Below are 23,328 nucleotides of genomic sequence, written 5' to 3'. Positions count from 1 at the left end.
GAGTTATGCGGGAAGCTGGGTGATGACGGCCTGAGATAGGCGGCGTATCGAGGCGGGTGTCGAAGCCTGCCAGAACCTCTCAAGGAGAGCGATACGCCATGAACGAGACTAGCAACATTGTCCCGCTTCGTCAGCCCGACGCGATCGATGATCCACTGACCAATATCCTGCGCGCTGGTGCGCGGCAGCTTCTGGCGCAGGCTGTCGAGGTCGAAGTCGAGACCTTTCTTGCCACGGTGAAGGACTTGAAGCTTGCCGACGGACGCGCCCGTGTCGTGCGGCATGGCTACGGCCCGGCGCGGACGATCCAGACCGGCATCGGCCCGGTCGAGGTCGCGCGGGCGAAGATTCGCGACCGCGGGGCGGCCAGCGATGGCGAGCGGATCCGGTTCAGCTCGGCGATCCTGCCGTTGTGGGCACGGCGGACCAGAAGTCTGGATGCGCTGTTGCCGGTGCTCTATCTACGCGGCATCTCGACCGGCGATTTCCAGGAGGCGCTGACGGCCTTGCTGGGCAAGGAGGCGCCGAACCTGTCGCCCGCGGTGATTTCCCGGCTGACGGCCGAGTGGCAAGGCGAGTACGAGCGCTGGCAGAAGCGCGATCTGTCGGCGCGGCGATATGTGTACGTGTGGGCCGATGGCGTCTTCCTGCAGGCCCGCATGGAAGACCACGGCGAGTGCATGCTGGTGCTGATCGGCGCAACGCCAGAAGGCAGGAAGGAACTGATCGGCTTTCAGGTCGGCGTGCGGGAGAGCGCGCAGAGCTGGCGCGAGCTCCTGATCGACGTCAAGCAGCGCGGATTGCAGATCGCGCCCGAAATTGCCGTCGGCGACGGCGCACTCGGCTTCTGGAAGGCGCTTGACGAGGTCTTTCCCGGCACCCGGCACCAGCGCTGCTGGGTGCACAAGACCGTGAATGTCCTGGACAAGGTCCCTCTCTCGGTGCAGGCCACCATGAAGAAAGATTTGCGCGAGGTCTATTGGGCGCCGAGCCGGGCGTCCGCCGAAGCGGCGATCGACGTCTTCGCCGAGAAATACCGCGCCAAGTACGGCCGGGCGGTCGAATGTCTGATCAAGGATCGCGACGCGCTGCTGGCCTTCTACGACTTTCCTGCCGAACATTGGGATCACTTGCGCACGACCAATCCCATCGAGAGCGTGTTCGCCACCGTGCGGCACAGGACGGTGCGCACCAAGGGCTCGTTGTCGCCGACCACCGCCAAGCTGATGGTATTCAAACTGGTGATCGCCGCATCAAAGACCTGGCGGCGGCTCAAAGGCACAAATCAGTTGCCGAAGGTCATCGCAGGTGTCAGATTCAACGACGGCATCGAGGTCATCCAAATGCCGGCAACCCACGCCGCCTGATCACCTCGTCACCCAAAATCCCGCATAGCTCGCTGGAAACGGGCATGCCGCTCTATGTCGGCCTGTCTTTCTGTAATGCCCGAGTATGCATCTTGAGGGCCGTGAGTTCAGGGATGTGGACGACGAACGATGTCGCGCTCAATGACGACGTCATCGCGTTGCCTGAAGTCATGGTCGAAAGCGCGAACGCGGATCTCGGGTGCACGTTCAAGCCGATCTTCGACATGGTCTGGAATGCGTTCGGGTATCAAGGCTCCGATAAGTACGACGCCCACGGAAACTGGATCGGCGCGATCTGAGTCATCCTACCCGTCCGCGAGCTCGGGGATGCCGAGAGCTGTGGCCTTCTCCGCCGTAAGCGCCCACTGCTTGCCGGGGATGACCTTGATGAACGTTTGAAACACGATCCGAAAGGTGCTTCTGGCGGCAGCATCGTCGAACTTTTCGGCCTCTTCGGCCGAAAGGAGCGGTCGCACGTCCGCCATGAAATTCTTGCGTTCGATCTTCGCCAACATGTTCTCTTCCGCCTGTGCCCGCGAGATCACGCTCTGGCCTGCCTCGGTGAGATAGGTACGAAGGAGTTCGAGGACGCGCGCGGCATTGAGATCGCCAAAAGCGGTCGTCGCATGCGAGAGGTCGATCAGGTCCCGGCCCTTGTCCCTCTGTAGAAGCGCGCGAAGCTTCGTCGCGAGAATCTCCTCGTTTGAGAACGTTTCGATGTTGGTCTCGCCAGAAAACCAGGGGTTCTTGACGGCGAACGGAACACTGCGGGCAGAATCATGCGCGGTTCGCTCGCGCGTGTTGATTTCCACTTTCAGGCGGATGGAAGGAGCGTTCTCGTCCTCCGCCTTCACATTGAAGTACAGCTTCGGTGCGACCGGGCTTTGATCAAAATTCGCCCTGCCGAGCCATGGCTCAAGAACAGCTCGAACCTTATCCAGCACCGGACCGATGGGCCCCGCTGTGGTTCGGGTGAGGTCGATGTCTTCCGAGTAACGGAGGGGCTTTGGAAAATGCAGCTTGTTGAGCGCAGTACCACCGCGAAAACGAAGCTCGCCGCGCAAGAACGGATCGTTGAAAAGCTCGACGAGAGCACGACTGATGATGAGATCCTGCTCGATCTGTTTCAATTCGGCCCATGGGACGGTTTTGCCCCATGCGACGATGTTCATCATCGGAATCATTCGTCGATCTCCGGCTTGTGCCGAACGATCACATGCCAGCGCGCATCGCGTTCGTCCTTCGAAACGTCACCTTTCCCCTTCCTGTCCAGCTCAAGCTCAATCCACGGCAAGGGATGGGATTCCTCAAGATGGCCGTGCAGGGCATCCGCCAGTGCGTCGAACTTGAGATAGTCGAGGAGATAACCGAGACGCTGAATGACCGTGCGCTCAAATGCGGGGGCGAGAGCTACCAGACGGCCTGGCTCAATCTTCTTGCCGAGATCGGCAAGAACCGTCGCGATACTGTCGATGTTGCCGGCCGCGTGAGCATAGCGCAGGAGATCGAATGCCGTCAGCTCCGGCGAAGAGACACGCATCTTTCCCGTGTCTGTCTTGTGATCGATGATTGCCCCCGCGAGCTGAGCCATATCCTTGCGATAGAAAAAGGCTACGATCGATCGGCCAGCGCGGAATTTCGGCAGGCGCTTATCCGTGACCACCTGAAATTCCATCACGGCCTGATGCGACGCCCCGTGAAGCTCTGCGGCCTTGAGGAGTCCTACGTAGTAGGGATGTCCCTCATGCCGCATGAGGTCGTCGACGTACCAGTTTGGCGGCGGCGCCCCCCAGGACAGATATTGGGGTGGCACAACGACATAGAAACCATGTCGCGGATTGAACAGGGCCTTGCGTTGTTGCTGACGTGCGGCCGCCTTCAGGAAGCCAGGGATTGTGACGCCAAGGGCGTGAGCGGCCTCATCGCGCGTAAAGACCACCTGCCCTGACGACAGGAGGTCAGTCATGTAGGCGGACAGGGTGAGGCGCCGATCTAGCATCATGTTGGAATATACCCGAAAATATACTATTTTTCAACATGACACCGTCAATACTCTATGTTCGTGTTAGAAAACAGCCTAAAAATGTCCATTTTCCAACACAACACATAAGCACTCTCGCCTTACTAGCCTCAAGTTCGGCTTAGCCGGCTCCGGAAAGAAGCGCGGATAGCGGACGTCCCGTCACTCCTTCCCAATCAAATCGGAAGTAGCGATGTCCACGATGATGGTCATCCCGTACCGGTTGCGGCGGCCCCCCATCGTCACACTCGCAATCCCGGATGTTGTCTGAACTCTCGGCTCTTCACGGTATGTGCCAGAGCGGCATTCCATGTGCGAAGAGATGCGATCGCCAGATCGGCTTTCTTCAACAATTGGCGCAGCGGTGGGCACTCGGGATAGTACCGGACGAGCGTCGCCTTAACCTCGTCAAGGCTTTCAATGTTCCGATCCCAGTTTGCCGGCGCCACGGCGAGCGGGTCACTCTCGGGAAGCTCATGATAGTAGAGGTCGAAAAATACGTCATCTGAAAGCTCGTCGGGCTTGTACTCACACTCAGCCCAACTATGGAGCTCACAGCGGATCGCATCGACGCGTCGGTGAACGCCGGTGCGCCCCCTCGTCCCGACCAGGACCGACTTCAACAGGCGCCCAACCGACTTATGCCCCTCAATCGGCATGCGGGACTTCGGCCGGCGCCGCGCGCCCGAAAAAGGCATGCTATATTCAACGGAGTTTTTGGCACCGCGCCGTTTTTCGACTGCCTTGATCTCGCGCACTTTTGCCGCGATCTCCGCCGCCCGACCCGGGCTGACAAAAACGGGCACGATCGGCCTCGACTCTCCATTCCAAGCAGACGCCACGACCGGAGCCGGCGCCTGCGCCAGTCGCGAGATCAGCGGCGCCAGCGAGTATCCCTTGGACACATCGGCCATGAGAAAAAGCGATGTCCCATCGTCAGGGCGATACATGCCTTTCCAGGGCGAAACCGCTACCGCCCAACCATGTCGGGCAGCCCATTCGTCCTGCTCCGAGGTAACACCGCCACGCGTGTAAGGCTCATTGGTGCGGATGAAGGTCTTCGCAGCCGGGTCGAACCAAGCCGCATCGTGGTCGGAGCCCGGCATCCGATACTGGAATTGTCCACGCGGAAAAGATCGCTTCGCTCTTGAAGGAACAAGCCTCGTCGCCTCGATAAACTGGATGGTCCTCGCCGCCTCGCAGGCGGCCTCACGCGCAGCTTCCTGCGATGACGCGGTGTAGGTGTCGGCAAGGTGATCGGGACCTTCGCGGCGCATCCTACCCAGCCCACGAGATGCTTTGTACTGCGCAGGCTTAACCAGCGCGTCGAGAGGCTCGTCGACCTGCATTGGCAGAACCTCGCACCCCGTGACCTTGGTCGTCCGATCCCGCCAGAGAACCGAAATGTAGAGCACGGTTGACGGTCGGGGACCGGCGAAGCCATCTCCACCCTGGCGACGCGCATGCTTATAATTTTGGAAGCCAGCCACCCTTGCCGCCTTGTCCAAGGCGGCGGCATACCGAATGCCATCAGACTTCTTGAAGCGCTTGGCGAGTTGCTTGATGCCCTCGATTGAGGACGGACGAATGTAATCGTTCGACACGTCAGGTCTCCCGGCCCTTAGCGAAGCGTCGCCCGTCAACCACCTCTCGAGCCCGACATGACATGGCAGGAACGATTGACCAAGACTGCGCCTCAACGGCTTCGCTGCGACGGGCGGCAGGCTCCTGCCGGGAGCCGATTCGTATATACCACAACCCAGACTTTCACGGAAGGATACTCAAAGGGTAGTGGGTCAGTTTGATGGTGGCAAAATCTCGGGGTGCAATGTTGAATGTTTACAAGTCATATTGGGGAAATGGATCAAGAGGCAGAAAGAGAACTTGAAACTCTGTCCGACTTCGATGCCCGCACGAGGCTCGGAGAGGTTGGCGGAGCGTTCGGGGTGACGGCGGAGCAAGCTCAAAACTTGCCGATCAATGTGGTTCGGGGACTCCTCCGAAAATATTTGTTGGCCTCGCCGCCCGAAGCATTAAAGGGGCCCGGTTTATGACCCCGAAACGTCCTAGGGGCCCAACCAGCTCGCCAAGGCGATCGTAGACATTGCCACCGGCGAGAAACCGGATGACGCTCCAGGAAAGGCGCGATTTGCCAAGCAAGGGCCGGCGATTAAGCTGGCAGTCCGGCAAGGGCAGCCGCCTTGCCCCCAGAACAACGGCCTGAGATCGCTCAAGCGACATCGGAGGCTCGTTTCAGTTCGGACCATTTCACCATGTAGCGTCGTCTTCAACGTGAGGCCGGCGGGTGCGGGATCATCATGCAGCCTTTTCCTGGCGGGTTCGGATATCGGCGATCCATTTTTCCAGCGCGTCGATCTCGGCTTCGAGGACGGAAGGTGCGGGCAGCCGCGGATTGATCTCTCCTGGCTGACTGTGAAGCAGCGCCGAACAGCGCCCGAAGGCTTCGCGCATCGCGGTGCAATCCCCATTCGTGATGACAGTGAGCTTGATGAGGCCCGTCGTGTCGACCTTGCGCGACAAGCGGCGGATCACGGGCCCGATAACCTCCTCGACGGCGCGTTCCCAGGTGGTACGAAGCTGGTCCTGGAAGGACGTAACCTCGCGCAGCCATTTCGCCTGATCGCCGCGTTCGTGATGGATTTTCACATTGGCGAGGTGCGCCTTCATCCCGCCGATGACCTTGTCGAGCGGCATGACATTGGCGGNCGGGCGGATCCTGGTGGCAATAGCCAGCGTTCTCGGCGCCGCGGCTGATCAGGCGGTACGCCACCGGCGTCGCCTCCCGATCGTTGGTCGCCCGACAGGCTTCATCGAGGAGAAGGAGGAACGCCATGTCGTGAGTGAAGACGATCACCTGGCGGGTCTTGCCGGCCTCGGCCAAGCGGGCGGCGACCTTGTCACGATGCAAATGGTCGAGGGAGGACACCGGATCATCGAACACGATCGCGGACTGCGCATCGATGGTGGACAGCTCGGCGAGGAAAGCGGCGAGGGCGACGCAGCGATGCTCGCCTTCGCTCAGAACCTTGCCGACCGGTTCGTTCGGCTTGTTGATAAGGCGGACCTGGAAGAACGGCACGCCGGCGGCGGTCTTCGCCTGTTGAAGCTCAATCGCGAGACCTGCGACGCCGAGCTTGTCGGCTTCAATCGCGAACTGTCCACGCAGGCGGTTGGTGACGAGCGCTTGGGCAATGCGGGCGCTCTGGGTCGTGATCTTGTTCGTCGCCGTGTCCTTGCTGGCTTTCTCGGTCGCTTCGATGGCCTTGAGGCGGTCGATCTGGGCGAGCACGTCGGCTTTCACCACGCCGAGCCATTTGCGGTCGGTGAGGCCGTCGCGCTCCGTAATGAGCGCGGCGCGCTGCGGGGAAGTGGCCTCCGATTGCAGACCTTCGATGCGCGTGGCTATGCTGCTGAGGTCCGCGCGCAACGGATCCAAGGAGACGGCCACCACGGGCGGAAGATGCGGAAAAACCTGGAGGCTGTGCGTTCGCAGGATCGAACGCAGCCGCCAGGCCAGGTGTAGGATCTCGCGACGGACGGCTCTCGCCAGTTCCTCTTGACCGATATCATCCCGTATCAGCTTGATGATCGCGGTGAGATCCTTCATCAGGATGGCCTGCGACGACACCATTTTCAGTTTCTCGTCATAGGCGTCCGCGGCCTCCTGCTCACGGCGCTTGCTCTCGTCCTGCACGAAGGCTTCGAAGCTGCTGAGCCGCTTTGAGGCTTCCTTGCTGAGCGGCTGCTGGCAGAGGACGCAATGGGCTCCGCTTTCAGTCACCGGAAACGGTCGGTCGGGATAGGCGGATGCGCGAGAATAATCCCGGGCGGCCTCCCACAGGACCTTCCAGACGTCCGAGCCGATTTCGGGCAGGGGCTCGTCGGCAAACAGGTGGGCGGAAGCAGCGGCGGCGGCCGAGCGCGCGGTTGCAAGGCGCGTATGGGCGTCGCTAAGCGATGTCCGGCTTTCATCTGTGGCGACGGCCATGAGGCGCTCGAGCTGTTCGATCACCGCCTTGATGCGGACTTCCTGGCCCTGGAGCTGGCGGACAGTGCGCGCAGGATCGCTGGCGAGATCGGCGCTCAGTGTTTGAAGCCGGGCGTCTTCGTCCGCGGTCAGGCCCGCGAGCTTGTCGACGGATTCCGGCTCGGTCTTGCCCGATAGGCCGGCGATCAGCTTGCCGACTAGCGTGTCCGGCCCGCATTCGGGGTTCGACAGGACCGCAGGTGTCTGCTCTTGAAGCGCCTTCGCCTCCGCAACCAGCTTGGCCTTCACCTCCTGGCATGCCTGCGCGAGACCGGCAAGGATACGAAGCGGCAGCGGCGTGTAGGCGAGATCGTTCGTATTCTCGACATGGACGTTGGCGGTACGCGAATCGAACACGCTGACGGCGGAGAGCATCGCGTCCGTGGTGGCCCCTTGGGTCCAAGAAGCGCTTCGCTTCTGTCCGCCGATATAGAAGTCGACGCTAGCGGCTGGGACGCCGGATGCAGCCGCATAGATATTGGGAAGGATTGCGTCGCCCTTCGGCGAGCGCGCCCGGCAGAGTTGCTTTAAGACGCGGGCGTAGCCGGATTTGCCGGCGCCATTGTCGCCGTAGATGACGGTAAGTCCTGTCTTGCCGAAGGACAGGCGCTCGCCTGGCGCCAGGGCGTTGACATTCGACAGGCCGTGAAGCGCACCGAGGCTGACGACAGCGTGGCTGGCGGCCGGGTCTCGGATGTGGCTCGCATCGAGCGGGGCAGCCTGGCCGATGGCTTTGCAGATAGCAACGAGGGCAGTGATGTCGGCGACCTCCAACTTGGTCTGACCGCACAGCCGGCGCAGCGCATCGCGTTGCCAGGCCGGTAGGTCCGCCGACCATTTGAGGATGTCGGCGAGCGCCGCCGCCTCGTTCGAGAGATCGCTGTTGTGCGCATCCATGTTGTGCCCCAAAATCCTAGCCGCACACGATGGCGGCCGTTCCCCATGCTTATGTCCTGCGGCCGGAATTTTAGGCGCCGCCAGTGATGCGCCGCTCCTTGCCGAGCGGGACGATCCAGCCGCCGGCACGGTCAGGCCGCGCAAATTCATCCGGACGCGCCGCGTCGGCCAGGCGGTTGCGCACGACTTGAGACTCTGCCTCGATGGCTGCGCTAACGAGATCGCGTTCTATCCCGACGAAGACCGGCCGGAGATTGAGGCGAGCGAGCGCCTCCTGGTCGGCGGGCGCGACGTGGGCGTCGGTTACCGGCCCCGCACGGGTGACAATCCCGCCGACCAGCCCACCCACGGTGCTTGTCTTCTCCACTTCCCTCACCGGCACGGCATCCAGAAGCGTTCGAGCGCGTTCGAGATCGCGCTGAAGTCTTCGCGCAAATGGTTGGTGCGTGAGATGGCGAAGCGCGCCCGCCAGTTCGACGTGACCGAGCGGCTTGATCAAGTTGGCGATATGCAGGCGAAGAAGTCCGATAAGGAGCACATCCTTCTCTTTGGGATCGACGGGCTCGCCTTCATCGACGGGATCGCGGACCGAGAGGTGGGCCTCCACTGGGCCGGGCGTGGCCGTTCCCCGTCGCGTCACGATCGCGATGCGCTTCACCGTGACTTTCCGGCCTCGAGCGGTGACGTCGATCCGTCCGGCTTGGGCCCAGGCGCGGTCCAGCGCTTTCGCCGGGCCTCCGACATCATGGCAGCCCTTGGCTTCGGCCACCGTCAGAGAGGACAGATCGGAGGCACAAGCGATCCAGTCGGGTAGGTCGCCTCGGGACAGGCGCTTGATTTTGACCTGGCTCCGACGATCCAAGTCGATGGTTCGGCTGCCGAGATGGGCGAAGATCGAGAGATTGAAGTGGCGTTCGAGATAGGCGCGAGCGACGAAGCGTCCAAACAGGCCAGAGAGGGCGACTTTGACTTCGCGCGCGTGTCCAAGCGGCTCCCTGAAGGTGAAGGGTGTTCCCGCACCGGTTGGCGTCAGCAGCGCATCGAGAATGGACCACGCGCCATAAGCCGCGCCCGGCGTCTGCAGCACCTCCCGAATACCGGCATCCTCGATATCCGAGACCTCTAGGTCGACAGTCGGACCAGTGACTGGGCTCGCCGTCGGTGGATCGAAGCTATGAAGGAAGGTCCTGGTCATAGCGCTGGCGCTCGCTTGAGGTCGGCGTGCTCGAAGGCGTTGGCCATGCGCTGGTTAGGGAAGTCCCGTTTGGATACTAAGAGACTTTCCGTTGTTCATCGTTGGGACCTTCTATCAGCGGCACGTCAAGGCTAGGGATTTCAGGCATAGCTTTACCAGCGATGGCCTGAAGGTCGCCTACCATTCCAACTGTGGATTCGATCACCGCAACAACCTGCGTTTCCCGCTTCGCCCACTGGCGACTCATGAACTTGCGTTCTCTATCGAGGTCATCACGCATGTCGTTAAACTTTTCAACGATGGCGTCGATACGCTGACGGAACTTGGTACCAGTGAGATATTGGTAAACTTGTTCCATCTTGGTTTGCTGGCCTTGTTGAACGAGGCGCGAACTTGTCACCTCGATTAGCGTTTGTCGTAGCGCAACCGCAACCGGGAGCGCATATTTCGGATGAGCGACCCAAACCCCGTCGATGAGATCGAAGTGCTCGATGTGTTTGGGAAGCGCGTTGGAAATGATGAGTGCAATATCTGCGCTGCAGCGACGCTGATCATCACGCAGCTTAGTTAGCCAGCCATCGCTCCAAGCCTTAGTCCGCTTAGACTCCCAAAGAATAATGCCAGCGCCCTGCCCTATTGAGCCGTTGACCTGCTGAACAACGTCCGCCCCCATCTCGCCCTTGGCGACTGGCTCGATGAGATCAGTGGGAAACCTGTTACGGAGAAGCTCCTCAAGCTCCAGCTCCAAAACCTCACCCTGCGACTGCTGTGAGCCTTGCTCGGCCTTTCGTTTAAGCTCCTCAATCGTGCGCGTCATCGACTCGATGGTTTGGTCCTTCTCCAAAACACGCAGCCGATTGGCATCGTCGGCTTCCTGCCTCGCTTTGGCGCGAATATCGTCGACGGTGGCCTGGACCCGCTTCTCGATTGTTAAATCGAGTTCGCGCCTCGCCTCGTCAAGCGCGCGCTCCTTGCGAATCAGCTCTGCTTGGGTCTGCTGGGCTTCAGCAAGTTTTGCGTTGTTGATCTCCAGCACTCTACGGAGTTCATCTGCTTCCGCTGCTTTCGTCTGGAGCTCAATTCCGGCTGCCTCGCGAGCCTTTTTAGCTTCCGCAGCGGATATTTGGCTGCGTTCCGCGGCGAGCCGTCGCGCAATATCATCTTCGAATTGCTCGCGGGCCTGCGCGAGCTGTTCGTGCTCCTGGCGCAAGGCTTCAGTCTTGCGGACTATCTCAGCATCTTTGTTGGCCAATTGCTCTTGCAAACGTTGGCGCGTTTCCTCGATGAGTGGAGCAGCCAGCGACTCTGTCAGACGAATTTCATGATTGCAATTCGGGCAGCGAAGGGTGGGCTCATGAGCAGCGTTAGCTGCGGTCGCTTTGAAGGCCATGGGCCCCTCCTCAACATCCTCAATCTATGCTGCCCGAACAGCCATAATTCGGCCCGACCGCATCAGGCAGGCGACGTGGCATTACGTGACTTACACATTGCCATCGAACAGAGTTCGCGCGGGCATCAGTTTTCCACCGAAACCAACCTAAATTCCCCAACATTTCGATGGGGCTTGTGGGCCTTGTCTCGCACAGTCTGGCGGCCCCGAGGCTGAGGTGCTCCAGAGTGAACCGAAAGAAGCGCCCTTGATGACGTCCTTCCCGCAGGAGCCCCATGGAGGTTAAATCATGGATGGGTACCAGTTCTTCTTGGGAAACCCCGGGCAAATCGCGTGGTCGCGTGCGAGATCGCCCCAAAGTCAGACTCGAGCATAGCGATAGTTGTTCTTTATAGTCTTCGCCAGAAACTGCCCCTTTGATGGCGCGGCCTTCATCTGCTCAAACACTGGCTGCGGCACATCGAAATAGTTGTAGCGGCCACCGTTCTTGAATTCGACGGTTAGTACATGAGTCGCCTTGTCGTAGCCGAAGCGAGTCAAGTTTGAGGATTCAGGCGTCTCTATCCAGTTCATGATTTCGCTCCGGGCTTCTTCGTTTCCTTAGGCTTGGTGGCGGCACTTGACTTATGCACATAGTAAGGTGACTGCTGCCGCCATTGCCGCATTACGATGGCATAGTCCTCATCGTGGCGAGGAATCGCCCATCCGCCTTCACCCTCGAAACCATCCTTGTTCGGATCACCACGCACGACAACTCGTGGGTCACCGCTGTCCGGACGCCTGTTCTTCTCAGGCGGATCAATCAGGGTTCGGATGGGCAAACTTACCGCTTCACCGACAATGATGGCCTCACCTGTCCGAAGCACAGGGAGCATATCAAACAATCCTTTGAGGTTATCGGCCGCCGCTCCTGACACCTGCCCCCTATCAGTGTCATTGGCGAGACGCATCGCAAAAATCGTCCCGCATTGAGAAAGGATCGTTGGATCAATTTCAGACGGTCGTTGACTTACGATCATGACGCCAACTCCATACTTGCGGCCTTCTTTCGCTATCCGCCGCGCCGCTGTTCCGGCCGCACCGATACGAGCCTTGTCTTCGCGCGCCAAATACGTGTGTGCCTCCTCCAACACAAACAGCAAAGGTCGCTCGCGTCCTCCCTCCGGCAAATTTCTGGCCCAGAAAAGGGCGTCGTAGAGGATTCGCAGCAAGGCCCCAACAAGGTCATTCAATACGGTGGAGGGAATGCCCGACAGGTCAAGAATCGTGATCGGCTCGGAACCACCAATCCAATCCCTAAGCAAAGCATCAAGGTCTTTGCCTACCTTGCCATCCGGATCAGGACGCCAAGCCCCTGGATTGAACAAAAATCCCAACTGAGGATCGCGAAGCTTTGAAGCCAGCACGGCCAATTGTTGGCGCATACCAATCGGATCGGGCCCCCATTGGACCCGCTCGTTGGCCGGCCCTGTCGTTTTGACTGTCCGATAGATTGGAGCAGTGACGCTCATAGCGTCACCGACCTGAATCGGCTTACCATCTGTGCCAAGTAGATAGGCGGATTGCACCTCATCGACCCCGGCTCCAGGGTTAGGTATGACAGTGCGATGCTCCCGTTGATGAAAGTCGAACCAAAGCTTGTGAATGCAGAACGGCACCGGAGAGTCTACTGTTACTCTCTCCGCATCCACTCCTTCTCGCGGTTGAGCGTTTAAGGCTTCTCTCTTGAGCGCAACGATCGCATCAGTCACCGCAGCCAGAGGCTGTTCGCCTAGATCTCCGAACGACAATTTCACCAACTCGGCGAAACTTAACGCCCAAAAGGGGATACACAGCGGCTTTTCGTTTCTCGAGGTATCCGGCATGATGCGAAATACAGTGGAGCGATCTTCCAGCGCTTTCGAGTATTCGCCGTGAATATCGAGGACAACTATGCGCGCGGATGGGTATCGCTTGTGGTTGGAGAGCGCGGCAAGCAATCCTGCGACCGTAGTAGACTTGCCAGCCCCGGTCGTCCCTACGACGGCAGAGTGCCGAGTGATCAATTTATTGATGTCGACAAGAGCTGGGATCGACTCTGCGCTCGCCAAATGCCCCACCGTCACAAAGTCGACCGGATCACCGGGGCCGTAGATATCCCTCAAATCTTCCTCGGTCACGATATGGACGGGGTCGTTGATTGTTGGATGCTGGGAGACCCCGCGCTCGAATCTCCCTTCACGTCCTCGTTCTCCGACCAGTTGAACCTTGAGCCATTGGTTGCCCCAAGGATGCTCGTCACTGTCCCTCTCTGGCGCTGCACCGGCTCCTACCTGAGACACAATCCCGAAGAGTGAGGTGTAGCCCAAGGGTATGCGCACGAAGCTACCGACTTGACCGATCCTGTAAGACTCGCCCTTGAAGAACGTCAGACCGGTCGCAGTATTAGTCACAAGCGCCACGCTCACCGAGGTGCCCGCAACATCCTGAACCGTACCAATGAGCGTCGGATCAGACCGCATCTGCTTGATCCTGCTCGATGTCTCGGCTTGAAAGTTGATGTGCTAAAAACTCGCCGAAAGCGGCAAAGTCTCCAAGCAACCACTTGCACTGCTCTGGAGACGCCTTAGTGCGCCATGCAGGCAGATCGTTGCCAACCGCGATGGGATAAGCTGGGTTTCCATCTTTCGTAACGCTTTCCCAAGGCCTGTCTATCGTTCCAACGATCCCACCGTCGGCCGCAAGGACAGTGAGGTTCGGATGCCTCTTTGCTAGTTCCACAGCCTTACGAGCGTTTGCACGGTCGTTGAAAATCATCGCCAGGCAAGAGGCATTTGGATTTCCAGAGAGACCTTGAGCAATGTAAGCGTTGATATGCTCATCGGCGAAAGAGTAACCACACGTGAGCAAGACGCATTGATCCGAGCGCAAGAAAATCCTCAAGCGATCGAGCATCGCATAGTACGGCATTTGACGGCTTTGATCGTATTTCAAGTGCGAGGGGTAAATTAGAAGCTGCTCCCCTTCAATTTTGTCGCGACTCCGCCGAATCTTGTTTTTCTTGGTCATCCACCAGTTGATCGAGCCGTGTATCTTCCAAAGTCGCGCCCACCGCGGAGGCAGATCGTCCTCAATCATAGATTCCAAATCCAAGAACGCGCTGTCAGAGCCAACAAATCCGTCAAAGTATGGTTGCCGCTCCTCCTCTAGAGCTTGCTCCAACAACAGGTCATAGTTGGTGGTAAATATTTCAACTGGCTTGTCGCGCGCGATTGAGCGGATCCAACGCGCGAGCATGTGATACGGCGTATTCGATGTTGGGAGTGACTTGCTCACGATCTCACAGACCTGCACGCAGATACCCACGTCAAGTTTGTCGAGAAGCTCGCCAGAGAACCCGTCTATGCTGCCCGTACCACATAGCGAACGCAGAGTCCGTATATGGCTCAGAACGTCTTCAATCGTGGGGGTGCCAATACCACGTGCAACTACCCTCTCCCACATCCTCACGGCAGCATCCTTCAGAGATGCACTACCATCCAAGGCCGCCTTGACGGATCTTGTGAGCCCTGCGATTTCGGGTATCAGCGGGACTGTTTGGCCACCGGCTTGCACTTGAATAGCAAGAGGACAGCCTGCGCCAATAAAAAATCCAATACGCATCTTTCCTGGTGCAAGACGTTGCAGCAGGTCGGTTGTACGGCGATAGGGGCTATGAACGGCTCCAACAGCAACAGTCGGAGGCGCCGGATTGACCGCAGAAGCGTCGGTCGTGGCAGCCTGCGCCGGATCGCCGTCGCCTTTTTCGCCTTCCTCGATAGTTTCTTGTTTGGTCATGCCCCCTATTCCTCGGAATTCCAATAGTTTGCAGTAATCCATATCTGGGCAATTGAGCTCTGAAACAACTTTGGCCGCGCCCTCTCGGAGTACGAAGAGCCCATTCAGCCCCGGTTCTAGCGTGCGCTCCTTGCGGCTACCGCAAAATACGACAGCAAGCCAACGACTGGCGGACGGAAGGCAACGACCGAAGAATCTCTAGAATACCCCGCGCCTCAACTTATGCGGGCATTCTGCCCTCCCTTGCAATACGCCAGCCAATGAATTCAACACTTTCTGAGAGGGGAGACTGCGCCCGAGCGCAAAAACAACCCGGTGAACGGTTCGTAGCTGCGGACTCGATCACATCGAACACAAATAAGATGGAGTGGGATCGCTTCGGTTGGCCGGCCCGCATGAAGCTGGCGTTAAGAACCGGCCTGCGTTGTCGCCGAGACAATGCCAATCGCATCGTCGGCGTAGCGCCCTTCGCCCGCCGTTGGGCGCTAGCCCACGGTTGGCATCGAAATCCCGGCAAAGGCCAAGCGAGCGATCGGCCTCGACGCGGGGATAGGATTTGAACCTATAACCCTCAGGTAGGCCGAAGATCGGAACGAAAGCGAAAAACGCTCCCGGGCGCGTCCCAGGCCAATCGAACCGGTTCGTCCTATTTGTACGCCACAGCTACCCGGCAGCCGTACCTGCGCACCTGATTTCTATCTTGTTGGAGCAACCTACGATCTTATTGCGTCAGGCCGATCATGGTTCGGGGCGGAGGCATGGGCGGCAAGGACGAAAAGAATCGGATCGAGGCATTTGGGGCGGCAGGTAGTAGGGAGATGCCGCGTGCCACGAAGCGTCGTCGCAAGAACCGTGGCGTGCCGCCGCCCGCGACGTTCGATATCGATACGCTGCCGGGCAGCACTAATTTAACGGCATTAGAGGCGGCCGCGGTTATCCGGCGCACGCCCGGCGCGCTGGAGCAGTGGCGGCGGGATCCGAACCACCCGCTGAAATGGCGCTACGTCGCCGGCCGCCCGCTCTATCGTGTCGATGCGGTACGCGACTATCTAGCCAAATGCGACAAGACCACTAAGCTGCCCCAGCCGCATAGTGCTCGCGGAGACGGGCGAGCAGCTCGGCCTTGATAGGGTCGAGCGGATTCGTCCGCTGCAGGCGCACGACTTTGCCGACCTGTTTCGCGCCGACCAACTCCGCGATGTAGTCATGAGCCGCTTCGAACGCCATCTTGCGGATGATCCACTGTTCGTCGTGATTGTAGACCTGATCGATCCCCCGCGGCTTTTGCCCTACGCACAACCGCTGGATTTCGTTGTCGTAGCCACAGCGTGACATGATAGTGCGCAAGCTGCGCCTTAAGTCATGCATGGTGAACTTGGCGACGCTCGCTTCCTTGACCAGGCGGTTGACCATCTTGGTGAAGCCGGACATCTGGCCGCCGGTTTTTGGTGACGGGAAGACATATTCGGAGGTTGCCCGCTGGAAATGTTTCGCGGCCGCGAGCACCTCGTCAACGAGATGAGTGCGCGGAACGTCATGGTGCAGGCCCATTTTGGTCCATGCCGCATCGAAGGTGATGCGGTCATCCATAATGTGCTTTCGCCATTCGATCATGGTTGGCTCGCTGCGGCGTGGGCCACCAAGTAGACACGTGCGCGTCAGGAGCCCAAAAGCCCCGAGCTTGCCGCATGCATGCCAGACTTTGATAATTTCCTCGTCGGTCAGTGCCCGGCCCTTCGTTCGGCGTCCGACTCTTTGCGCACGGGTTTCCTTGGGCTCGCGATAGCCAGCGAGCACATTGTGGTCGACATAGCCCTCGCCAACGCACCATTCGAGGAACGTGTGGGTGTGCTTGCGCAGGTCCTTGGCCGCGCCACGCTTGCCGGTCTTGGAAACCCGGTCGACTGCCGCCATGATTTGCCGCCGCGTCAGGTCCCCCACGCCGCTCTCGGCGTGCTCCTTCAGCCCGCGCCGCAACGCCGACATCGCTGGCTTCCAGTTAACGACTTGACGTCCCGTCAAGGACGTCTGATAGGGACCATCTTCGACAATGAGGTCCCCCAGTGTGGTGCGCTGCTTTTCGGCGGCCTGTTGCCGCCTCGCCTCGCGTTTCGCGTCGTTCGGGTCCATGCCCTTGACCACCTCACCTGCGGCGATGGTGGCGGCCTTGCGCGCGGCCTTCTCATTATACTTGGGCCATGGGCCGAGGGTCTTGCGCTGGGTGCCTCTCACCCCCGGCTTGCTGAAGAGGTAAACCCAAGTCCGGCCACCGGTGGCGCGCATGCGCAGGGCCAGGCCGGGCAGCTTGTCGTCGTGGAGATAATGCTGCGCCTTGCCGGGCGGCAGCGTGGCGTTGCGGATCACCGCATCGGTGAGTGTCAGCTGGTTGGTTGGCGCTGCCATGATCCCTGCCCCTGTGTGCCCCAGGTGTGCCCCGCGAGAGGACAATCAGCCCCGCGCAGAACCAGTTCTCAGACCTTCCCGACATTGTGTGCCCCAGGGGAAAATCTACGGCGGGCACAACAGGGGCACACAAAATGCAGTATGGCCGCTTATGGCCTACTGAGGCTCAATTTGACCATAAGCTACTGTAATAAAATGAATTATTTCGACAAAACTGTGGCTGTATATGGCCACCTTGGATCTACGGATTGTGGTTCACACGCGAGAGGTCCATGGTTCGATCCCATGTGCGCCCACCATTCATCCTAGATTGCGAGCGTCGCTGAAAGCGCCGAGGCGTGCAAACGTCCGCTTTGCCCGCAAGCAGGCAGCCGACCGACATCGTTCGCGAAGGGCCAGATTCAGACTTCGATCGAAGCGCGGCTATTGGTGCAAAGCGGACCTGCGCCGTGGCGCCGACGCAAAGGCTTTGATCTATGTCAACGCGTCATTCCTATGCCGCGCAACCTCTCGAAGGGCGGCCTCGCCTCTGGTTCACGTATCATGCGTGGCGAAACCACCGTCCGTGAGCGCGGAACGAATGGGCAAGTTCAGCCGCGAACGGAAACTTTAGCATGATGCGGCCCGACATCGGGTGCGATCAGCGCCCACCGCGCGATGAACTGTACACGGATATGGCCTGGATTCCCGGCGGCACCTTCCGCATGGGCTCCGATCACCACTACCCGGAAGAAGCGCCCGCCCATCGCGTGAGCCTGGACGGCTTCTGGATCGACCGCACTCCGGTGACCAACCGGCAGTTCAAAGAGTTCGTCAGCGCCACTGGCCACGTCACGACCGCCCAGATCGTGCCGGATCCCAAGGACTATCCCGGGGCGCTGCCGAAAATGATCTATGCCGGCTCGCTGGTGTTTTCGCCGCCGTCGCGCGTGACCGATCTCCGTGATTGGAGCCAGTGGTGGAGCTTCATGAAGGACGCCAACTGGCGGCACCCGTACGGTCCCAAAAGCAATATCAAGGGGCTCGACGATCATCCTGTCGTGCACGTCTCATTCTCGGACGCGCTCGCTTACGCGACATGGGCCGGCAAGGAGCTTCCGACCGAAGCCGAATGGGAATTCGCCGCACGCGGAGGACTCGACGGCGAAGAGTTCGCCTGGGGTAATTCGCTTGTGCGTGATGGCAAGCACATGGCGAACACCTGGCAAGGGAATTTCCCGACCCAGAACACTTGCGAGGACGGTTTCGAGCGCACTTCGCCCGTTACGGCGTTTCCGCCGAATGGCTATGGTCTCCACGATACGATCGGCAATGTCTGGGAGTGGACGTCTGACTGGTGGTCTGAGAGACACGAAGCCGAGATGCAGAAGGCCTGCTGCATTCCGCAAAATCCCCGCGGCGGCAACGAGGCCAACAGCTTCGATCCACATCAACCCAACATCCGTATCCCTCGCAAGGTGCTAAAAGGCGGCTCGCATCTCTGCGCGCCGAACTACTGCTGTCGCTACCGTCCGGCCGCGCGCCACGCCGAGCCGATCGATACGTCAACAAGCCATGTCGGATTCCGCTGCGTGGTGCGGAAGTCCTTCAATACCGATCTCCAGCAGTCTTGAGGAACGTCCAAACCATGTAGGGAGCGTCACATGAGCGCCGAAGCGAAAAACAAGAAGACTTCCGAAACCAGCCGGCAGGCGATCGATCGCCGCAACCTGTTGCTGGGCACCTCCACGCTGGTTGCGGCCGCAACGCTCACTTCTGATGCGCTGGCGCAGGCGCAGAAGGCCGCTCCTTCCCCCGCTCCGGCTGCTACGCCCGCCTCCTCCGGCCGCAAGCCGAACATCCTCGTCATCTTCGGCGACGACATCGGCCAGACCAACATCTCCGCCTATTCCTTTGGGCTGATGGGCTATCGCACGCCGAACATCGATCGCATCGCCAAGGAAGGCATGATGTTCACCGATTATTACGCCGAGCAGAGCTGCACGGCGGGACGCTCGTCTTTCATTACCGGCCAGTGCACGCTGCGCACCGGCCTTTCCAAAGTAGGCGTACCGGGCGCGACGGTCGGTCTGCAAGACCGCGATGTGACGATCGCGCAGCTACTGAAGCCGCTGGGCTACGCCACCGCCCAGTTCGGCAAGAACCACCTCGGCGATCGCAATCAGTTTTTGCCGACCGTGCACGGCTTCGACGAGTTCTTCGGCAATCTCTACCACCTGAACGCCGAGGAAGATCCTGAATCCTTCACCTATCCGCAGGACCCCGCGGTTCGCGCGGCGATCGGTCCCCGCGGCGTGCTCCGCTGCAAGGCATCCGACCGCGACGATCCGACCGAGCAGCCACGGTTCGGCCGGATCGGCAAGCAGACCATCGAGGACACCGGCCCGCTCACCAAGAAGCGAATGGAAACGATCGACGACGAGACGTCGGCGGCGGCGATCGATTTCATCCAGCGACAGGCGCGGGCAAACACGCCGTTCTTCTGCTGGTTCAATTCCACTCGGATGCATTTGCGCACTCATGTGCGCGCGGATCATCGCGACAAGCCGGGACTCACGGCGCGGACGGAATATGCCGACGGCATGATCGAGCACGATGCGACGGTTGGGTCCATTCTCAAGGCGCTGGACGATCTCGGCATCGCCAACGACACCATCGTGCTCTACACGACCGATAACGGCCCGCACCAGAACTCCTGGCCGGACGCCGGCACGACCCCGTTTCGCAGTGAAAAGAACACCAACTGGGAGGGCGCATTCCGCGTGCCCTGCCTGATCCGCTGGCCCGGAAGGATCCAGCCGGGGTCCGCCTCGACCGAGACCGTCAGCGGCCTCGACTGGCTGCCGACGCTATTGGCCGCCGCCGGCCAGCCGGACATCAAGGACAAGCTGCTCGCGGGGTACGACGCCGGCGGCAAGACCTTCAAGGTCCATCTCGATGGCTACAACCAGCTTCCGTATCTCACCGGTCAGCAGGACAAGAGCCCTCGCCGCGAGTTCATCTACTTCAACGACGATGGCGATCTCGTTGCTCTGCGCACCGAGAACTGGAAGATCGTGTTCGAAGAGCAGCGTGCGGAAGGCACCCTGCGCATATGGGCCGAACCCTTCACGAAACTGCGATTACCAAAGGCATTCGACCTTAGATCCGATCCTTACGAACGAGCCGACATCACCTCCAACAGTTACTACGACTGGTACATGAGCAATCCTGCGCCATTTCTGGTTGGACCTTCGCTCGTCGCGAAGTTCCTCGCGACGTTCAAAGACTATCCGCCAAGCCAGCGGCCATCGAGCTTCAGCATCGACCAGATCGTCGAAAAGATGCGACGAAATTTCGAGGCGACACAGAGCAACTGACAGGGGAGCGGGGGCGCAACCGGACCGACCGGGGACTTCATGGTCAGCAGACGCATCGACCGACGCCATTTCCTCTGCCTCGCGTGCGGCGGGGCAGCCTTCGTGCCGCTCGCGCTGCGTGCGAAGGATGGGGTTTCGCTGGTCGTCGGCTTCCTTGATCCGCGGCCCTCCGCGGCCGGCTTTTCCGACCGGTTCGCGGGGTTTCATCTCGGCCGCACAACCACATTGCGTTCGACAAAGGACTAGAATGTCATCGCCGGGTTGGCTGATCGGGTGCAAGCGGCGAACCGGCAATTGGCGGGAGGCGGTTATAGGACAGGGTAGCCATCGCAAAATCGCAGCACTTGGTAGCTTATGCGCGCTCGCATTGGCGGGCACTCCCTCCCCAGCTTGGGCCGACGCCGGCGGCGTCGGCTTCTGGTTTCCCGGAGCCTTCGGCAGCCTGGCCGCTGCGCCAGGTGTTCCCGGATGGGCCTATACGACAATCTACGTCCATGAGCAGGAAAGTGCGGGCGGCGGAAAGAATTTCGTGGTCAGCGGGCGCCCAGTTGGCTCCGTTGTCGCTGGCCTTAATGCGCGTGCCGATGTCGTGGCGGAAGCTTTTACCTATACCTCCGCAACGCCAGTGCTCGGTGGTCAAGCCGCCTTCACCGTCGTGGCCGGACCGGGCAATGTCAACGCTGGCATCAGCGCGACGCTGACCGGTCCGCTGGGCAACACGATCTCGGGCAGCGCGAGCGACAATCGCACGACAATCACCGACCTGATCTACCAGGGTACTCTGAAATGGAATCAGGGTGTCCACAACGAGATGGTCTACTTTTCGGGCAACATTCTGAGCGGCACCTATGATCCGAATCGTCTCGCCAATCTGAGCTTGGGTTTTGTGGCGTATGACGCCGGCGTCGGCTACACCTACCTCGATCCGAAAACCGGGCACGAGTTCTCGGTGGTCGGAGGCTTGACCTATAGCCTTATGAATCCGGATTTGCAGTATCAGAACGGCATCGACTTTCACGTCGATTGGGGCGCTTCTCAATTCATCGGCAAGAACGTGCACGTTGGGCTGGTCGGCTACTACTATCAGCAGCTGACCGGTGACAGCGGGCCCGGCGCGAAGCTCGGCCCATTCAAAGGACAAACGGTGGGTCTCGGTCCGCAAATCGGCTTCATCTTTCCGATTTCCAAAGAGTATCAGGGCTATCTCAACCTGAAGGGCTACAGAGACCTTGAGGTGCAGAACCGGCCGCAAGGATGGACCGCCTGGCTCACCTTTGCGATCTCGCCCGCGACGCCGGAGCCCGTGTCAGCGAAGCCAATTGCCCGGAAATACTGAACAGCGCGAGAAACACCCTGCAGCGGCAGCGTTCCGTGTGCAGGCGAGTCCGCTTCTCTAATCGGCCGTTTGAGGTCAAGCACTTTCAGACTGTCCGCCACTGCAGTGTCGATGTCGCTCACGGGCTCGCGCTTCTCTTCGGAATCGGCACCAGGGCCCTTCCATCATGGGATTCGAGGATGAGGTGGAACAATCTATACCGCGGCCTTGTCGTCAGTTTGAACGGCAGGTTCAAGCGGACTCGCGAACTCACCTCATCCATCGTCCCGCGAGGGACATCTTTCCACTGCTGGGTGGATCTCGATTTTTCTCCTTATCGGGTTTGATCCTGAACGGCTTTCATGCTGCTGCCGTGGCCGGCTCCCGGGTCCACCGGAACTCGGTGCCATCAATCCATATGCGGTGCATGATGACGGCCAGCCGGCGGGCCAGGGCGACGATCGCCCTCTTCATTCCACGGCGCCTGGCGATCTGCATGGCCCAGGCTTTAAGCCATGACCATTTCTTCGAATGCAACATGCTCTGCGCTGCTTCGTAGAGCATCGTCCGCATCATCTCATCGCCACAGCGCGATATCCTACCGCTCCAATCGATCTCGCCTGATTGATACCTGGAGCTCGTCAGCCCAAATACTGCCCCGACTGACTTGGACTTTCGGAATCGGGCTGGCACATCGACAGTCGCGCGATAGGTCAGCGCCACCACCGGGCCGATACCGGGGGTCGTCATCAGGCGCCGGCACACCTCGTCGTCTCGCACGATTGCCAGCAAGCGGCGGTGCAGGATGACGATCTGTTCGCGCAGCGCCCGCCGCACAACGAGCATCGGTTCCACCAGCACCACCAGGTCGGGAATAGTCTCGACAAGCTCCTGGATGCGGGCCTCGAACCTCACCGTTCCGACCATGCCCACCTTGAGGCCGAAGTTACGCAAAGTCCCGCGCAGATCGTTCTCGATGGCGATGGCCTTCGACTGCAATAGCTTACGATGGGTCAGCAGCATACGCAGTTTCTGGCTGCGTAGCGTCTTTACATGCACCGGGCGGTACACTCCCACCCGCATCATCTGAGCGATGCCGCGCGCGTCATTGCGATCGGTCTTGTTGATCTGCGCCTTCAACACCGCCTGCATGTGCCGCGTCTCCACACAGATCACTGGTAATCCGGCTTCGGCGAGAGCGCTGAATAGCCATTGCGATAACGGTCCGGCTTCCAGTCCGATCCGCTTGAAGCGGTAGGCGGGATTCCCCAGAACCTTCAGAAGTGCTTGAGGCTCGCTCGCCACCTTCACTTCCTTCAAGATCTTGCCCGTGTCATCCAAAATACAGACACTCGTCTCCTTGACCGATACGTCCAGTCCGGCAAAATGGTCCATGCTGCGCTTCTCCTTCTGATGCTTGAGGCCGTCACCACGGACCTCGTTTCACCATCAGCCTGAAGCGCAGCACCTAAAATCTTCAGCTATCCACAAGCTGGATCGGCCGATTACCCCATCTAT

At 59.8% G+C, this 23,328-nt stretch carries 19 protein-coding genes; 7 read left to right on the top strand and 12 right to left on the bottom strand.

Going from position 1 to position 23,328, the window contains the following annotated elements; all coding sequences use genetic code 11:
* The first annotated feature begins 98 nt into the window (after window positions 1-98).
* Window positions 99-1,367: an IS256 family transposase gene (locus AXW67_RS17885; protein WP_063678926.1), complete on the top strand. Its 1,269-nt coding sequence runs from the start codon at window positions 99-101 to the stop codon at window positions 1,365-1,367.
* Window positions 1,368-1,411: 44 nt separating this feature from the next.
* On the top strand, window positions 1,412-1,666 hold the full coding sequence (locus AXW67_RS17880; RefSeq protein WP_145927691.1) for a hypothetical protein: 255 nt from the start codon (window positions 1,412-1,414) through the stop codon (window positions 1,664-1,666).
* A 6-nt stretch (window positions 1,667-1,672) separates the two neighbouring features.
* Here the strand turns inward: AXW67_RS17880 and AXW67_RS17875 are convergent, their stop codons facing one another.
* The 10 genes from AXW67_RS17875 to AXW67_RS17835 all read right to left on the bottom strand — a co-directional run bounded on the left by AXW67_RS17875 (window position 1,673) and on the right by AXW67_RS17835 (window position 14,733).
* Window positions 1,673-2,551, bottom strand: coding sequence for a nucleotidyl transferase AbiEii/AbiGii toxin family protein (locus AXW67_RS17875; protein WP_063678924.1), 879 nt, complete (start codon window positions 2,549-2,551; stop codon window positions 1,673-1,675).
* On the bottom strand, window positions 2,548-3,333 hold the full coding sequence (locus tag AXW67_RS17870) for a type IV toxin-antitoxin system AbiEi family antitoxin domain-containing protein (protein WP_347336753.1): 786 nt from the start codon (window positions 3,331-3,333) through the stop codon (window positions 2,548-2,550). The genes AXW67_RS17875 and AXW67_RS17870 overlap by 4 nt, the downstream gene beginning before the upstream one ends.
* Window positions 3,334-3,629: 296 nt before the next feature.
* Complete coding sequence (locus tag AXW67_RS17865; protein WP_245315606.1) at window positions 3,630-4,991, bottom strand: DUF5623 domain-containing protein; 1,362 nt, start codon at window positions 4,989-4,991, stop codon at window positions 3,630-3,632.
* Between the two features lie 712 nt (window positions 4,992-5,703).
* A complete protein-coding gene (locus AXW67_RS44150) occupies window positions 5,704-6,102 on the bottom strand; it encodes a hypothetical protein (protein WP_245315604.1) in 399 nt (132 codons plus the stop codon).
* Between the two features lie 12 nt (window positions 6,103-6,114).
* Window positions 6,115-7,015, bottom strand: a 901-nt coding sequence (locus AXW67_RS44145; protein ID WP_430648721.1) for an AAA family ATPase, incomplete at its 3' end; no start/stop codon positions are given.
* Between the two features lie 1,387 nt (window positions 7,016-8,402).
* A complete protein-coding gene (locus AXW67_RS17855) occupies window positions 8,403-9,527 on the bottom strand; it encodes a hypothetical protein (RefSeq protein ID WP_063678922.1) in 1,125 nt (374 codons plus the stop codon).
* Between the two features lie 76 nt (window positions 9,528-9,603).
* Entirely contained in the window at window positions 9,604-10,917 is a 1,314-nt protein-coding gene (locus AXW67_RS17850; RefSeq protein ID WP_063678921.1) for a DUF2130 domain-containing protein, read from the bottom strand.
* Window positions 10,918-11,277: 360 nt separating this feature from the next.
* Window positions 11,278-11,490, bottom strand: coding sequence for a KTSC domain-containing protein (locus tag AXW67_RS17845; RefSeq protein WP_063678920.1), 213 nt, complete (start codon window positions 11,488-11,490; stop codon window positions 11,278-11,280).
* Window positions 11,487-13,418, bottom strand: a complete 1,932-nt coding sequence (locus AXW67_RS17840) for an ATP-binding protein (protein WP_063678919.1) — start codon at window positions 13,416-13,418, stop codon at window positions 11,487-11,489. The genes AXW67_RS17845 and AXW67_RS17840 overlap by 4 nt, the downstream gene beginning before the upstream one ends.
* Window positions 13,408-14,733: an SIR2 family protein gene (locus AXW67_RS17835; RefSeq protein ID WP_161491269.1), complete on the bottom strand. Its 1,326-nt coding sequence runs from the start codon at window positions 14,731-14,733 to the stop codon at window positions 13,408-13,410. Before AXW67_RS17835 ends, AXW67_RS17840 begins: the two co-directional genes overlap by 11 nt.
* Before the next feature lie 758 nt (window positions 14,734-15,491).
* Here AXW67_RS17835 and AXW67_RS40605 point away from each other — a divergent pair.
* Entirely contained in the window at window positions 15,492-15,860 is a 369-nt protein-coding gene (locus AXW67_RS40605; protein ID WP_082905936.1) for a hypothetical protein, read from the top strand.
* On the opposite strand, the gene AXW67_RS17830 is transcribed toward AXW67_RS40605, so the two are convergent.
* Window positions 15,805-17,136, bottom strand: a complete 1,332-nt coding sequence (locus tag AXW67_RS17830; RefSeq protein ID WP_063678917.1) for a tyrosine-type recombinase/integrase — start codon at window positions 17,134-17,136, stop codon at window positions 15,805-15,807. The two genes, AXW67_RS40605 and AXW67_RS17830, sit on opposite strands and share 56 nt — an antisense overlap.
* 614 nt (window positions 17,137-17,750) lie before the next feature.
* Between AXW67_RS17830 and AXW67_RS17825 the strand changes: the two genes are divergently transcribed.
* Genes AXW67_RS17825 through AXW67_RS17810 form a run of 4 tightly spaced genes read left to right on the top strand, consistent with a single transcriptional unit; the run spans window position 17,751 to window position 21,831 of the window.
* A complete protein-coding gene (locus tag AXW67_RS17825) occupies window positions 17,751-18,749 on the top strand; it encodes a formylglycine-generating enzyme family protein (protein ID WP_063678916.1) in 999 nt (332 codons plus the stop codon).
* A gap of 30 nt (window positions 18,750-18,779) precedes the next feature.
* On the top strand, window positions 18,780-20,495 hold the full coding sequence (locus AXW67_RS17820) for an arylsulfatase (RefSeq protein WP_063678915.1): 1,716 nt from the start codon (window positions 18,780-18,782) through the stop codon (window positions 20,493-20,495).
* A 39-nt stretch (window positions 20,496-20,534) separates the two neighbouring features.
* Window positions 20,535-20,741: a hypothetical protein gene (locus tag AXW67_RS17815; protein WP_063678914.1), complete on the top strand. Its 207-nt coding sequence runs from the start codon at window positions 20,535-20,537 to the stop codon at window positions 20,739-20,741.
* 1 nt (window position 20,742) lies between these two features.
* Window positions 20,743-21,831 carry a SphA family protein gene (locus AXW67_RS17810; protein ID WP_082907942.1) on the top strand — a complete coding sequence of 363 codons (1,089 nt, stop codon included), beginning with the start codon at window positions 20,743-20,745 and terminating at the stop codon, window positions 21,829-21,831.
* 339 nt (window positions 21,832-22,170) lie between these two features.
* Here AXW67_RS17810 and AXW67_RS17805 read toward each other — a convergent pair whose 3' ends face one another.
* A complete protein-coding gene (locus tag AXW67_RS17805) occupies window positions 22,171-23,205 on the bottom strand; it encodes an IS110 family RNA-guided transposase (RefSeq protein ID WP_063678329.1) in 1,035 nt (344 codons plus the stop codon).
* Window positions 23,206-23,328 lie beyond the last annotated feature (123 nt).

The organism is Bradyrhizobium neotropicale (genome assembly GCF_001641695.1).
Taxonomy (GTDB): Bacteria; Pseudomonadota; Alphaproteobacteria; order Rhizobiales; family Xanthobacteraceae; genus Bradyrhizobium; species Bradyrhizobium neotropicale.
This window is presented reverse-complemented; position numbering and strand designations above follow the sequence as displayed.

Coding starts and splice junctions, on each gene's coding strand:
- AXW67_RS17885 (WP_063678926.1), top strand. CDS start 99: ATGAACGAGACTAGCAACATTGTCCCGCTTCGTCAGCCCGACGCGATC.
- AXW67_RS17880 (WP_145927691.1), top strand. CDS start 1,412: ATGCCGCTCTATGTCGGCCTGTCTTTCTGTAATGCCCGAGTATGCATC.
- AXW67_RS17875 (WP_063678924.1), bottom strand. CDS start 2,551: ATGATTCCGATGATGAACATCGTCGCATGGGGCAAAACCGTCCCATGG.
- AXW67_RS17870 (WP_347336753.1), bottom strand. CDS start 3,333: ATGACTGACCTCCTGTCGTCAGGGCAGGTGGTCTTTACGCGCGATGAG.
- AXW67_RS44150 (WP_245315604.1), bottom strand. CDS start 6,102: ATGCCGCTCGACAAGGTCATCGGCGGGATGAAGGCGCACCTCGCCAAT.
- AXW67_RS17855 (WP_063678922.1), bottom strand. CDS start 9,527: ATGACCAGGACCTTCCTTCATAGCTTCGATCCACCGACGGCGAGCCCA.
- AXW67_RS17850 (WP_063678921.1), bottom strand. CDS start 10,917: ATGGCCTTCAAAGCGACCGCAGCTAACGCTGCTCATGAGCCCACCCTT.
- AXW67_RS17845 (WP_063678920.1), bottom strand. CDS start 11,490: ATGAACTGGATAGAGACGCCTGAATCCTCAAACTTGACTCGCTTCGGC.
- AXW67_RS17840 (WP_063678919.1), bottom strand. CDS start 13,418: ATGCGGTCTGATCCGACGCTCATTGGTACGGTTCAGGATGTTGCGGGC.
- AXW67_RS17835 (WP_161491269.1), bottom strand. CDS start 14,733: ATGACCAAACAAGAAACTATCGAGGAAGGCGAAAAAGGCGACGGCGAT.
- AXW67_RS40605 (WP_082905936.1), top strand. CDS start 15,492: ATGGGCGGCAAGGACGAAAAGAATCGGATCGAGGCATTTGGGGCGGCA.
- AXW67_RS17830 (WP_063678917.1), bottom strand. CDS start 17,136: ATGGCAGCGCCAACCAACCAGCTGACACTCACCGATGCGGTGATCCGC.
- AXW67_RS17825 (WP_063678916.1), top strand. CDS start 17,751: ATGATGCGGCCCGACATCGGGTGCGATCAGCGCCCACCGCGCGATGAA.
- AXW67_RS17820 (WP_063678915.1), top strand. CDS start 18,780: ATGAGCGCCGAAGCGAAAAACAAGAAGACTTCCGAAACCAGCCGGCAG.
- AXW67_RS17815 (WP_063678914.1), top strand. CDS start 20,535: ATGGTCAGCAGACGCATCGACCGACGCCATTTCCTCTGCCTCGCGTGC.
- AXW67_RS17810 (WP_082907942.1), top strand. CDS start 20,743: ATGTCATCGCCGGGTTGGCTGATCGGGTGCAAGCGGCGAACCGGCAAT.
- AXW67_RS17805 (WP_063678329.1), bottom strand. CDS start 23,205: ATGGACCATTTTGCCGGACTGGACGTATCGGTCAAGGAGACGAGTGTC.